Origin of the sequence: Streptomyces sp. 2P-4, from assembly GCF_030167965.1 — a bacterium.
Lineage (GTDB): Bacteria > Actinomycetota > Actinomycetes > Streptomycetales > Streptomycetaceae > Streptomyces > Streptomyces globosus_A.
This window is the reverse complement of the sequence record NZ_CP095011.1, coordinates 6213398-6225427: the sequence shown is the minus strand read 5'-3', so window position 1 is coordinate 6225427 and position 12030 is coordinate 6213398. Positions and strand designations below refer to the sequence as shown.

The window sequence follows — 12030 nt, the reverse complement described above, 5'->3', positions numbered from 1 at the left end:
GCGCTTGCGACCCGGCCCCCGGCCGGCCGCCGGGGCCGCCGGTGTCGGGGCGGAGTCGGGGGCGGGCTCGCGGCGGGGTCGGGTCCGAGGCGGGTCGGGATCGGTACGGGGCCGCCGGTGTCGGGGGCGCGGTCGCCGGGACGGGCCGATCGCGGGGGTGCGGCCACTCCTGCGGACCATTGTGTGCGGCCTCCCGGTGGTGGCCGCAAGCCGGGACTGCCTACGGTGGCGCTGTGAGCCGTACGTCCGCGGACTCCCGGGGAGCCCGGCCCGCCTGGCGCGACGCCCTCGCCGCCGTCGCGGCGGGTTTCGCGGTGATGGCCGCGGTCTCCGCCGCGGGCCTGGCCTGCGCGGGCGCCGCGCGGCTGCCGGGCGCCGCCTTCCCGCACGTCGTGGCCGCCGTGGTCGTGCTCGCCGCCGGCGGCTCGGTCGACGTGGCGGGCGGCGAGGGGCTCCTCCGGGCGGAGGGCGGCCTGGCGCTGCTCCCGCTCTCCGTGAGCCTCGCCGGCGCCCTCACCGCCGGCCTGCTGTTCCTGCGCCCGCTGCGCCACAGGGCCGTCGCCGGCGGACGCGAACTCCTCGCCCGGGCCGGCCCGCTGGTGCTGCTGTGGCTGGCCGCGCTCGCCGGCACCGCGCTGCTCGCCCGCCAGGACTTCGCCGTCAGCCCCGGCGACCCGGCGCTGGAGGACGCCTCCGAACTCCTCGGGCCGGCGCCGACGGTCGGGTTCCGCGCGGACCTGCCGGCCACCCTCCTGTTCGGGCTGCTGTGGATCGCGGGCCTGCTGCTGGTGGCGCTGCTCGTCTCGCGCCGGGCACCGCTCCCGGCGCGGCTGGTCCGCTTCCACGCGGCGGTGCGGCCCGCCGCGTCCGCCACCGTCGTGCTGCTCCTCGCGTACGTGGCCCTCGGGCTCGGCGCCGGCCTGCTCGCGGCGGCCACGCGCGGCCAGCCGGACCGGGCGTTCGCCGTGATCCTGCTCGCCCTGCCCAACCTGGCGTGGCTCGCGCTCACCCTCGGCTACGGCGGGGCGTGGGACGGCCGGGCGGACGGGCCGTTCGGGCTGCCCGTGCCGCAGGTGCTGGACCGGGTCGTGCGCGACGCCGACCGGTCCGCGGTGGACGTCGCCGACCTCGCCCGCCAGGACGGGCGCATGTGGTGGCTGGTGGCCGTCACAGCCCTCGCCCTGCTCGGCACGGGCCTGCTGGCCGCCCTCCGCTCCCCCGCGCACGTACGGCCCCGGCAGCACGCCCTGCACCTGGCGGCGGCCCTCGGGGCGGCCGCCCTGGCGGTGTCCCTGCTCGCCTCCGTCGACGCGCACTTCGGGCTGGCCCTGATGGGCATCGGCGACGCGGGCGGGCTCGGCACGACAGTCGAGCTGCTTCCCGTCCTGTGGCGGAACGTGGGGCTCGCCGTGCTGTGGGGCGCGGTCGCGGGCTTCCTCGGCGCCCTGCTGGCCCGGCCGGTGCACCGGCGCGCCGCCGCCCGCGGAAGGTCCGCCGCGCGGGGGCGGTGACCGGGCGGGCTCAGCTGCCCCCCGCCTCCGGCGGGGTGACGACCTGGGTCGGCTCGCGGCCTCCGCGCCGGGCTTCCGCAGCCGGGCGCTCCGCGGAGCCGCCCTCTCCCACGGCGGTCGGCGTCGGCTCGGCCCGCGGGGCCGGCTCGCTGCCGGGCGCGGGGGCGGCGTAGGCGGCGAGGCGGGTCCCGTCGCCGTACATCCACTGGCCGGAGGCCTCGTCGTACAGCCACACGGACTCGCCGTCGACGACGGCCCCGGACCGCAGCCCGCGCGTTCGGCTGCGGAACCCCTCCTGGTCCAGCCGGCCCGCCGCGAGCTCCTCGACGGCCTGCCGGTAGCGGTCCAGGGCGTCGGCGGCGCGGGCGAGCAGCGGCAGGGGGTCCTCGGCGCGGCCGACGGGCCGGCCCCCGGTCGGGGGCGGCTGCGGCACGGCGACGAGGAGGCGGCCGTCCACCCAGGCGGACCATCCGTTGGCGCAGAGGATCTGCCCCCACTCGCCGCGCCGGGAGAGCAGCTGCACGGGCAGGAAGGGGTCGAGGGGGACGGTCGGCCGGGAGACGTCGGGCTCCTCCCAGGCCGGCATCCCGCTCTGCGGGACGACGTGTGTGGGGCGGAACTCTGCGCCGGCGTATGCCGCGGGTGCTCCCATCGCGCTACTTCCGCATGATGGCCGGCTCGTGGCGGCGCAGGAGCCGCACGACCAGCACGCCGAACAGCACGGACAGGGCGGCGAGCATGCCCAGGTCGAGCAGCCACACCCGCAGGTCGTGCGCGAACAGCGGGTCGGCGGTGAGCGCGCCGGGGACGATAGCGCCGAGGTCGACGGTGCCGGCCATGGCGCCGAGGGCCCAGCGGGAGGGCACGAGCCAGGCGATCTGGCCGATGACGGGGGCCCCGTCGAGCCGGAGCAGCGCCCCGCAGAAGACGACCTGCACGATGGCGATCAGCACCAGCAGCGGCATGGTGACCTCCTCCTTGCGGACGAGGGCGGAGACCAGCAGGCCGAGCATCATCGCGGTGAAGGACAGCAGGGCGGTGGCGAGGATGATCTCGGCGAGCGGCGGCAGCAGCACCCCGCGGCCGCCGGGGGCGTTGGTGTCGACGCCGTACAGGGCGACCAGGGTGAGGACGGCCGCCTGGGCGGTGGTGATGGCGCCGAGGACGGCGACCTTGGACATGAGGTAGGCGGATCTGGACAGGCCGACGGCCCGTTCCCGCTGGTAGATGGTGCGTTCCTTGACGAGTTCGCGGACGGCGTTGGCGGCGCCGGTCAGGACCGCGCCGACGCACAGGATGAGCAGGACGTTCATGGCGGACTCGCGGGTGAGCGAGCCCCCGGCGAGGGCGCGCGCCATGGCGCCCATGACGAACGGCAGGGCGATCATGATGGCGAGGAAGGTGCGGTCGGCGCCGAGCGCGGCGGCGTAGCGGCGCACCAGCGTGGACAGCTGTGATCCCCAGCTCTGCGCCTTGGGCGGCGGCGGGGCGGCGAAGGCTCCGGAGTGCCGCTCCCCGGCCTGCTGCGGCAGGCGGGCGGCTCCCCGGACGTACCGGCGGTACTCGGGCGAGGCGCTGAACTGCCCGGCCCAGTCGCGGCCGCGTTGGGCCTCGAACGCCTCGAACGCCTCCGGCCACTGGTCGAAGCCGAAGAAGGGCAGGGTCTCCTGCGGGGGCCCGTACCAGGCGGTGCGGCCGCCGGGGGCGAGGACGAGGACCCGGTCGCAGACGTCGAGGCTGAGGACGCTGTGGGTGACGACGATGACGGTCCGGCCGTCGTCGGCGAGGCCGCGCAGCATGTGCATGACGGAGCGGTCCATGCCGGGGTCGAGGCCGGAGGTGGGCTCGTCGAGGAACAGCAGCGAGGGCTTGGTGAGGAGTTCCAGGGCGACGGAGACCCGCTTGCGCTGTCCGCCGGAGAGGCTGTGGATGGGCTGGCCGGCGCGCTGGTCGAGGCCGAGTTCGGTGATGACCTCGTCGACGCGGGCCTGCCGCTCGGCCTTCGCCGTGTCCTGCGGGAAGCGGAGTTCGGCGGCGTAGGAGAGGGCGCGGCGGACGGTGAGCTGCGCGTGCAGGATGTCGTCCTGGGGGACGAGCCCGATGCGGCTGCGGAGTTCGGCGTAGTCGCGGTAGAGGTCGCGGCCGTCGTAGAGGACGGTGCCGTGGTCGGCGGGGCGCAGTCCGGTGAGGGCCCCCAGCAGGGTGGACTTGCCGGCCCCGCTGGGTCCGACGACGGCGAGGAGGCATCGGGCGCCGACGGGGAAGGAGACGTGGTCGAGGAGGGTCTTGCGGCCGTGGTCGACGGTGACGGTGAGGTCCTGGACGTCGAGGGAGACCTCGCCGGTGTCGGTGTACTCCTGGAGGCGGCCGCCGACCAGGCAGAGGGCGGTGTGGCCGATGCCGATGATGTCGCCCTCGGAGACGGCGGCGCGCCCGGTGCGGACGCCGTTCAGGTAGGTGCCGTTGTGGCTGCCGAGGTCGTGGATTTCGTGGGTGCCGTCGGGAAGGGCACGGAGCTCGGCGTGCCGGCGCGAGACGACGAGGTCGTCGATGACGAGGTCGTTGTCGTCGGCGCGGCCGATGCGGACGGCGGTGCTGGCGGGGACCTGCCGGATGGAGGTGGGGCGGCGGAAGGTGCCCGTCAGCGACGGGCCGGAGACGCCGGCCGGGGCGGCGGGCGCGGCCGCGGGCGGGGGCGCGGGCGGGGGCGCGTCGGCGAGCGGGCCCACGGGCGGCGCGGCGGCGGCCGGGCCGCGGTCGAGGAGGAGGGCGCGCGGGCCGTCGGTGGCGCTGCCGAAGCGGAGTTCGCTGCCGGGCCCCACACTCCACTCGCGGACGCGGTGGCCGTCGGCCCAGGTGCCGTTGGTGCTGTCCTCGTCCTGGACGGTCCAGTGGTCGCCGTCGGGGCGCAGCACGGCGTGGTGCCAGGAGACGCGGGCGTCGTCGAGGCAGATCTCGCAGAGGGGGTCGCGGCCGACGTGGTAGGTCCGGCTCGGGCTCATCGGGGTGGAGCCCGTGTCGGTTTCCAGGACTAGCTCGGGCGCGGCTGACGGCACACCTGAGGGCTGGGCCATGAGCAGATTTTCCCACGATCCTTCCGGCCGGGCATAACCGCAGGTCAGAGGGGTGTTAACCGTAATGACAACGGTCCCCGTTGCAGCCTTTGCCCATTGCTTCACAGTGCGCTTCACTTCACGCGTCGGAACCGACCGGACGGGGGACGCCATGAGCGTGCACGACCAGATGCACGACGCCGGACACACGCACGACCAGGGCCGCGGCCACGGGCACGACGGGCACGGGCACGGACCCGGCGGGCACTCCCACGGAGTGTCCGCGGACGCGGACCGGCGGTGGCTGGCCGCGGCACTGGTCCTGATCGGCACCTTCATGGCCGTCGAGGTGGTCATCGGAGTGATCGCCCGCTCGCTCGCCCTGATCTCCGACGCGGCGCACATGCTGACCGACGCCGTCTCGATCGTCCTCGCGCTCATCGCGATGCGGCTCGCGGCCCGCCCCGCGCGCGGCGGGTTCACCTACGGGCTCAAGCGCGCGGAGATACTGTCCGCCCAGGCCAACGGCCTCACCCTGCTGCTGCTGGCCGTCTGGCTGGCGTACGAGGCGGTCGAGCGGCTGATCGACCCGCCGCCGGTCGCGGGCGGCCTGGTGCTCGTCACCGCGCTCGCCGGCATCCTCGTCAACATCGCCGCGGCCTGGTGCATCTCCCGGGCGAACCGCTCCTCGCTCGCCGTCGAGGGTGCCTACCAGCACGTCCTGAACGACCTGTTCGCGTTCATCGGCACGGCCGTCGCCGGCCTCGTCGTCCTGACCACCGGCTTCCGGCAGGCCGACGCGATCGCCACGCTCGTCGTGGTGGCGCTGATGGTCAAGGCGGGCTACGGGCTGGTCCGCGAATCCGGCCGGATCTTCCTGGAGGCGGCCCCCGCCCACCTGGACCCGGACACGGTCGGCGACCGGCTGGCCGGGCACCCGCCGGTGGCGGAGGTCCACGACCTGCACATCTGGACGATCACCTCGGGCCAGGCCGCCCTGTCGGCCCACGTGCTGGTCGAGCCGGCGGGCGACTGCCACGCGGTCCGGCGGGACCTGGAGCGGCTGCTGTCCAAGGAGTACGGCATCACCCACACCACGCTCCAGGTGGACCACGCCCAGGAGGCGCTGCTCACCGTCGGCCGGACGGCGGACGACGGCGCCGACCCGCACTGCGCCGAGGCCCACGGCCCGGTCCACCGCCAGGGCCCGCACGACCACTGAGCCGCCGCGGCGCGCCGGCCGCGACTGCCGGTGCGCCCGCCGGGCATACATGCGGCCATGACGACGAAGCGCAGTGCGGGGCTCCTCCTCTTCCGCGAGACGGGGGCGGCGGCCGGATCCGGGGCCGCCCCGGCGGTCGAGGTACTGCTCGGCCACATGGGCGGCCCGCTCTGGGAGCGGCGCGACGCCGGCGGCTGGGCCATCCCGAAGGGGGAGTACGAGCCGGACGAGGCGCCCCTCGACGCGGCCCGGCGGGAGTTCACCGAGGAGATCGGCCTGCCCCCGCCGGACGGCCCGTACCTCCCGCTGGGCGAGGCCCGGATGCCGAGCGGCAAGCAGGTGGTGGTCTGGGCGGTCCGCGCCGACCTCGACCCGGCGCTCATGGTTCCCGGCACCTTCCTGATGGAGTGGCCGCCCCGCTCGGGGCGGACGCAGGAGTTCCCGGAGCTCGACAGGGTGGCCTGGTTCACCCCCGAGGAGGCCAAGGCGAAGCTGATCGCCTCACAGGTCACCTTCGTCGAACGGCTGTTGCAGCTGCAGGCCGGTTGAGCGGAGCCCGGGCGCCCCCGGAGCGGACAGCGGCCCGAGTTGCCGCGGCCGGGTTGGGAACCGGCCCGGCCGGAAACCGTGTCACTGGGAGTGCCCGGCCGGCTACGCGGCCGGGCCGGGGCCACGGCGACGCCACGGACGGGGGGCAGGCGATGACGGTGTACGGCTGGACGGTGCCCGGCTACACGCACGTCCGGGAGCTCGGCGCAGGCGGCGGCGGCCGCGTGGTCCTCGCCGTGCACGGGGCGACCGGTACGCCCGTCGCGGTGAAGTACCTGGGCGAGCGGCTCCGCGAGGACCCGGCGTTCCTCGCGGAGTTCAGGGCCGAGGCGCGGCTCCTGGGCGGCCTGGACTCCCCGTACGTGGTGCGGCTGTACGAGTACGTGGAGGCGCCGGGCGGCGCCGCGATCGTGATGGAGCTCGTCGACGGGATCTCGCTGCGGGCCGTGCTGCGGGAGGCGGGGCAGACCGGGCCCGAGGCGGCACTGGCCGTGCTGAAGGGCTCGCTGCTCGGCCTGGCGACGGCGCACCGGACGGGCGTCGTCCACCGCGACTACAAGCCGGAGAACGTCCTCGTTGCGGCCGACGGCACCTCCAAGCTCGTCGATTTCGGGATCGCGGCGCGCCGCGGGACGACCCCCGGCGTCGCGGGGACGCCCGCCTACATGGCGCCCGAGCAGTGGCAGGGGCGGCCGGCCTCCCCCGCGGCCGACGTGTACGCGGCGACGGCCACGTTCTTCGAGTGCCTGACCGGCCACAAGCCGTTCCCCGGGCAGAACTTCGCCGAACTCGCCGTCCAGCACGTGGAGGCGCCGGTACCGGAGGACGAGGCGCCGGAGACGGTCCGGCCGCTGATCCGCCGCGGCATGGCGAAGGCGCCGGAGCAGCGCCCGGGCGACGCCGAGGAGTTCGTCGCGGAACTGGAGCACCTGGCGCTCGCCGCGTACGGGCCCAACTGGGAGGAGCGCGGGCAGCGCAGGCTTGCGGCGGCGGCCGCGCTGCTGCCGCTGCTGTTCCCGTCCTCGGGGGGCGCGGCCTCGGGGACGACGGCGGTCGCGACGACGTCGCTGGGGCGGGGGTCGGGCTGGGCGCCCGGGCGGCGCGGGTCGATCGCCGCGGGAGCGGCCCTCGTGCTGGGGATCGTCATCGGGGCGACGTACAGCGCGGTGGGCGGCGAGCCGGGGGGCGCACGGACGGTGAACTCGTTCGCGACGTCGCGGCCGGCGCCGCCCGGGCCGGAATACGGCTCGCCCCGGCCGGAGCCGTCCGGGTCGGCGGGGCCATCCGGGTCGCCGCCGGGGTCGCCGTCGCCGTCGCCGTCGCCGTCGGCGAGCGGTTCGCCCGCGCCCTGGCCGTCGCTGTCGGCCCGCCCGTCGCCGAGCCGTTCGGCGGTGGTGCGGCCGTCGGCGTCCGCCTCGCCGGCGCGCCCGCCGTCCCCTCGGCCCTCGGCGACCACCACGCCGACGCCGAAGCCGACGCCGGTCGTGCACGCCGTCGGGGTGCAGCTCGCGCAGACCGGCCCGGACACGGCGGCGGCGGAGATCTCGTTCAAGACGACCGGCACGGGAACGGTCCGGGTCACTGTCCAGTGGTTCACGGGCGACGACGGCGACGCCTTCGCCGAGCCCGACGGCACCACCGTGTACGACCACACGGCGGGCGGCGGTACGGCGGCCCTGGCGGCGGCCGGGCCGGTCACGCACACGTTCAAGGGCGGCGGCTGCCACTGGGGCGTCCGGGTGACGACCTCCCCGGCGGCAGGACAGGGCCCGGCCACCGACAGCCTCGTCGTGAGGAGGTGCTCCCCCGCATGAACAACGACGACGACGACGAATACAGCGCCACCGTGCTCGGCAGCCACTGGATCGACCGGCCGCCAGAGCCCCGGGACGCCGTCCCCGACCGGGTCGAGGGCTCGGTCCTGCGGTTCGGCCCGGGGGTGACGGCGGCCGCGCCGGCCCCGTTCCCCGTGGTGCTCCCGCCGCGCGCGCGGCGGCGCCCGGAATGGCGCCGCTACACCCTGGCCGGTGCCGTCCTGCTCGGAGTGCTCGGCTACCTGGCGTGGCAGGAGTGGGGGCCGGGGCTGGCGGTGCGGGAGGTGTCGGCGGCCACCGCGGACGGCCGGGACCCCGGCTGCGACTCGACCGCCGACGTGGTGGCCGTCGTACGGACCAACGGGCGCCCGGGGACGATCACGTACCGCTGGCTCCGCAGCGACGGCACCCGCACGGAGGCCCTCTCCGAACGGGTCCCGCGCGGCCGCGACGAGGCCCGGCTGCACCTGCTGTGGACGTTCCGCGGCGAGGGCGTCTACGAGGCGTCCGCGACCGTCGAGATCGTCTCCCCCGACACCCGCACCGCCCGCACCGCCTTCACGTACCGCTGCGACCGCTAGTGCTGTGACCGGGAAGGTTTGCCGGGGCGCGGTGTCCGGTGCGGTGCATCGCGAGGCGGCGGGCCGCAACGCGTACGGGGCGTACGTGTGCGGTCCGCCGACGCGGCGAGGCGCCGTGCCGGGCGCCGTGACCCGGTGAACCTTCCCGGCCACAGCACTAGGGGGCCGTCGCCCGGATCGCGGGGCGTGCGCTCCCGCGCCGCGGTGCACGACAGCGCGGAGGGAAACCGCCCGGGGCGTCCATAGACTGGCACCTTCCGCTCGCACACTCCTTCGAGGATTCGAACCGCACCATGGCATTTCCCACGAGAACCGCCCTCCGTCGCCTTCCCGTGTGGCTGCTGCCGGTGCTGTGGACGACGGGGCTCGGACTGTGGGGGCTGTCCCGGCAGGACAGCGTGTGGCGGGACGAGGCGGCCACCTGGCAGGTCGCCGGGCGGTCGGCGGGGGACATCTGGGCGATGCTCGGGAACGCCGACGCCGTGCACGGGCTGTACTACCTCCTGATGCACGGCCTCTTCGAGGTGTTCGGGCCGGGCACGGCGACCCTGCGGCTGCCGTCGGTGCTGGCGGTCGCCGCCGCCTCGGCGTGCACGGCGCTGCTCGGGGAGCGCCTGGCGGGCCGCTGGGCCGGCCTGGGGGCGGGGTTCGCGCTGCCGCTGCTGCCCGCCGTGCAGTTCCACCTCCAGGAGGGCCGCCCGTACGCCCTGGTCGCCGCCGGCACCGGGCTGTCGACGCTGCTGCTGGTGTCGCTGCTCGCGGACGGGGCCGGGGCGGAGGGAGCGCGGACGGACCGGCGGCGGTGGCCGCGCTGGACGGCGTACGCGCTGGCGGTGCTCGTGTGCGCGCTGCTGAACTGGCTGTCGCTGCTCGTCCTCCCGGCGCACGCGGCAACCCTGTGGTGGACGGGCGCGCCGCGGGCCGTGGCGGCGCGCTGGGCGGCAGCGGCGGCCGGGGCTGCAGCCGGAGTGCTGCCGCTGGTGCTCTTCAGCCGGAGCCAGTCCGGCCAGGTGTCCTGGATACCGCCGCTGACCTGGCACATGATGATCGGTCCGGCCGTCCTGCTGGCGGTGGGCGGGCTGTGCGCGGCGGCGGACCGGCCGCGCGCGGGCCGGCTGTCGGCCGCGGCCGTGGGCCTGCCGCTGCTGGCGGTGCCGCAGCTGGGCCTGATCGGGCTGTCGCTGGTGCAGCCGCTGTTCGTGGAGCGGTACGTGCTGTTCGGCATGCTGGGGCTGGCGCTGCTGGTCGGCGCGGCGCTGGGAGCGGGCGTACGGGCCCTCGCGCCCCGGTTCCCGCGGGCGTCGGGCCTGGTGGTGCCGGTCGTGGCGGCGGCGGCGGTGCTCGCGCTGCTGCCGCAGTCGCTGGCCAAGCGGTCGCCGGCGAGCCGGGTCGACGACGTGCTGGCGGTGGCCGGGGAGGTGGCCCGGCTGGGGCGGCCGGGTGATGCAGTGGTGTTCGTACCGGCGGCCCGCAGGGACACGGCGCTGGTCTCCCCCGGGGCGTTCGCGGGGCTGGCGGACGTCGCGCTGGAGCGCAGCCCGGCCGAGTCGGCGACACTCAAGGGCGAGGAGGCGGATCCGGCGCGGATCCGGGCCGCCCTGCTGGCGCAGCGCCGGGTGCTGCTGGTGACGGACGCCGCCCGGGTCGCGAAGCCGTCGGGCGCCGCCCGGGACGCGGCGAAGGCGAAGGTCCTCGCGGAGCATTTCACGGTGGTGGCGGACCGGGAGGTGCGGGGCCGGCGGGTGACGGTGTACGAGCGCCGATAGGGCCTGTGTTGAGTTGCCCCGCGGGGCAACTCAACACAGGCCCCAGGGGACGCGTCCGGGCCGGTCCGGGGTGGCCTCCGGGCCGGGATTCACAGCGGATTCATATGGAATAGCGGGCTCCGTCCATGGTTTCGAGGGGGAGGCTCGGACCATGATCCCGCGCATGCCGAGCCGAACGCCGCGCCGCACCCGCGTCCGCCGGGCCGCCCGGACGCCCGCGGCCCTCGCCGCGATGGCCGCCCTGCTGGGTGCCCACGTGCCCGACGCCTCCGCCCTGCCGCCCCCGGGCACCACCGCGCCCGCGCCGCCGGGCACGGCGGCGGACCGGGTCGGGCCGCTGTTCGCAGGAGGCCTGGACGGCGGCCACTTCTGCACGGCCTCCGTGGTCCGCAGCGCGGGCCGGGACCTGATCGCCACCGCCGCGCACTGCCTCGCCGACCCGCTGAACACGTTCTTCGCACCCGGCTACCGCGACGGCAGGGCCCCGTACGGGGTGTGGCGGCTGACCGGCGTCCACACGGCGCCGTCGTGGACCGAGCGCGAGGACCCGGACGCCGACCTGGCCTTCGCCACGGTCGTCCCGGCGGGCGGCGGTGCGGCCCTGCCCGTGGAGGAGGCCGTCGGCGGCTTCCCGGTGGCGGGCGGGCAGCCGGCCGGGACGGCGGCGACGGTCCTCGGCTACCCGCGCACCGCGGAGGCGCCGCTGCGCTGCACGAACACGACGGCCCTGCACACGCCGACGCAGCGGCGGATCGACTGCCCCGGCCTCAGCGGCGGCACGAGCGGCAGCCCGTGGCTGACGGACGGCGCCGTGGCCGGCGTACTCGGCGGGCACGAGGGCGGGGGCACGGACCCGGACGTCTCGTACAGCGCGGTGATGGGCGACCGGGCAGTGCGGCTGTACCGGGAGGCCGCGGCGCGGGCCTGACCCGCCGCGGGCCGGCCTACTCGGGGATCCCCTCGGGCACCCAGGCGGGGGCCGCCTCCTGCCCGGCCGGGACACCCGCCGCAGCGGGCACCGCCGCGGGCTCCGCGGGGAGCTCCGCCGCGGGCGCGAACCAGGTCGGCCCGCCGGCGAGGGCGCGGCGGATCCGGTGGAGGGCGAAGGGGTGGAGCGGCGGCAGGGCGTCCGGCTCGAACCAGCCGACCTCCAGCGACTCGTGGTCGTTGACGCGGGCCTCGCCGCCCGTGGCGCGGCAGCGGAACGTGGTGTCCTGGAACTGGCAGACGTCACCGTTGGGATAGGTGAACGGTTCGAGCATCTCGACGAGGACGACCTGCTCGGGGACGCAGCGGACGGCCGTCTCCTCGTACACCTCGCGCACGGCGGTGTCGGCGGGCTGCTCCCCCGGCTCGGGGATGCCGCCGATCACGGACCAGCCGCCGGTGTCGGCGCGGCGGCCGAGCAGCACGCGTCCGAGGTCGTCGACGACGACGGCGGTGACGCCGGGAAGCAGGAGGAGCCGGTTCCCTGCGTGTTCGCGGATCTCGCGGATGAACTCAGGTGTCATCCCCCGACCATACGAGGCCGCGG

Annotated in this window: 9 protein-coding genes and 1 pseudogene; 7 read left to right on the top strand and 3 right to left on the bottom strand. The window is 76.4% G+C overall.

Going from position 1 to position 12030, the window contains the following annotated elements; all coding sequences use genetic code 11:
- Positions 1 to 233: 233 nt before the first annotated feature.
- Positions 234 to 1511 (top strand): streptophobe family protein, encoded by a 1278-nt coding sequence (locus tag MUK52_RS27760; RefSeq protein ID WP_114056401.1) that lies wholly within the window; start codon positions 234 to 236, stop codon positions 1509 to 1511.
- A 10-nt stretch (positions 1512 to 1521) separates the two neighbouring features.
- On the opposite strand, the gene MUK52_RS27755 is transcribed toward MUK52_RS27760, so the two are convergent.
- Together MUK52_RS27755 and MUK52_RS27750 are read right to left on the bottom strand one after the other, a co-directional pair.
- Positions 1522 to 2163 (bottom strand): hypothetical protein, encoded by a 642-nt coding sequence (locus MUK52_RS27755; protein ID WP_246042614.1) that lies wholly within the window; start codon positions 2161 to 2163, stop codon positions 1522 to 1524.
- A gap of 4 nt (positions 2164 to 2167) precedes the next feature.
- Positions 2168 to 4585: an FHA domain-containing protein gene (locus MUK52_RS27750; protein ID WP_284581036.1), complete on the bottom strand. Its 2418-nt coding sequence runs from the start codon at positions 4583 to 4585 to the stop codon at positions 2168 to 2170.
- A gap of 151 nt (positions 4586 to 4736) precedes the next feature.
- Between MUK52_RS27750 and MUK52_RS27745 the strand changes: the two genes are divergently transcribed.
- The 6 genes from MUK52_RS27745 to MUK52_RS27720 all read left to right on the top strand — a co-directional run bounded on the left by MUK52_RS27745 (position 4737) and on the right by MUK52_RS27720 (position 11424).
- Positions 4737 to 5786 (top strand): cation diffusion facilitator family transporter, encoded by a 1050-nt coding sequence (locus MUK52_RS27745; RefSeq protein ID WP_284581034.1) that lies wholly within the window; start codon positions 4737 to 4739, stop codon positions 5784 to 5786.
- 57 nt (positions 5787 to 5843) lie between these two features.
- Positions 5844 to 6335 (top strand): NUDIX hydrolase, encoded by a 492-nt coding sequence (locus MUK52_RS27740; protein ID WP_114056404.1) that lies wholly within the window; start codon positions 5844 to 5846, stop codon positions 6333 to 6335.
- 152 nt (positions 6336 to 6487) lie between these two features.
- Positions 6488 to 8149 carry a serine/threonine-protein kinase gene (locus MUK52_RS27735; RefSeq protein WP_284581031.1) on the top strand — a complete coding sequence of 554 codons (1662 nt, stop codon included), beginning with the start codon at positions 6488 to 6490 and terminating at the stop codon, positions 8147 to 8149.
- Entirely contained in the window at positions 8146 to 8730 is a 585-nt protein-coding gene (locus tag MUK52_RS27730) for a hypothetical protein (RefSeq protein ID WP_284581029.1), read from the top strand. Before MUK52_RS27735 ends, MUK52_RS27730 begins: the two co-directional genes overlap by 4 nt.
- 293 nt (positions 8731 to 9023) lie before the next feature.
- Entirely contained in the window at positions 9024 to 10496 is a 1473-nt protein-coding gene (locus MUK52_RS27725; RefSeq protein ID WP_284581027.1) for a glycosyltransferase family protein, read from the top strand.
- Positions 10497 to 10659: 163 nt separating this feature from the next.
- Positions 10660 to 11424: a trypsin-like serine peptidase gene (locus tag MUK52_RS27720; protein WP_284581025.1), complete on the top strand. Its 765-nt coding sequence runs from the start codon at positions 10660 to 10662 to the stop codon at positions 11422 to 11424.
- Between the two features lie 121 nt (positions 11425 to 11545).
- Here MUK52_RS27720 and MUK52_RS27715 read toward each other — a convergent pair.
- Positions 11546 to 12007, bottom strand: a pseudogene (locus MUK52_RS27715) (NUDIX hydrolase); the annotation flags it as partial.
- Positions 12008 to 12030 lie beyond the last annotated feature (23 nt).

What these genes read in the sequence shown, in the direction of transcription:
- MUK52_RS27755 (WP_246042614.1), bottom strand. Translation starts at nt 2,163, where the DNA reads ATGGGAGCACCCGCGGCATACGCCGGCGCAGAGTTCCGCCCCACACAC.
- MUK52_RS27750 (WP_284581036.1), bottom strand. Translation starts at nt 4,585, where the DNA reads ATGGCCCAGCCCTCAGGTGTGCCGTCAGCCGCGCCCGAGCTAGTCCTG.
- MUK52_RS27745 (WP_284581034.1), top strand. Translation starts at nt 4,737, where the DNA reads ATGAGCGTGCACGACCAGATGCACGACGCCGGACACACGCACGACCAG.
- MUK52_RS27740 (WP_114056404.1), top strand. Translation starts at nt 5,844, where the DNA reads ATGACGACGAAGCGCAGTGCGGGGCTCCTCCTCTTCCGCGAGACGGGG.
- MUK52_RS27735 (WP_284581031.1), top strand. Translation starts at nt 6,488, where the DNA reads ATGACGGTGTACGGCTGGACGGTGCCCGGCTACACGCACGTCCGGGAG.
- MUK52_RS27730 (WP_284581029.1), top strand. Translation starts at nt 8,146, where the DNA reads ATGAACAACGACGACGACGACGAATACAGCGCCACCGTGCTCGGCAGC.
- MUK52_RS27725 (WP_284581027.1), top strand. Translation starts at nt 9,024, where the DNA reads ATGGCATTTCCCACGAGAACCGCCCTCCGTCGCCTTCCCGTGTGGCTG.
- MUK52_RS27720 (WP_284581025.1), top strand. Translation starts at nt 10,660, where the DNA reads ATGCCGAGCCGAACGCCGCGCCGCACCCGCGTCCGCCGGGCCGCCCGG.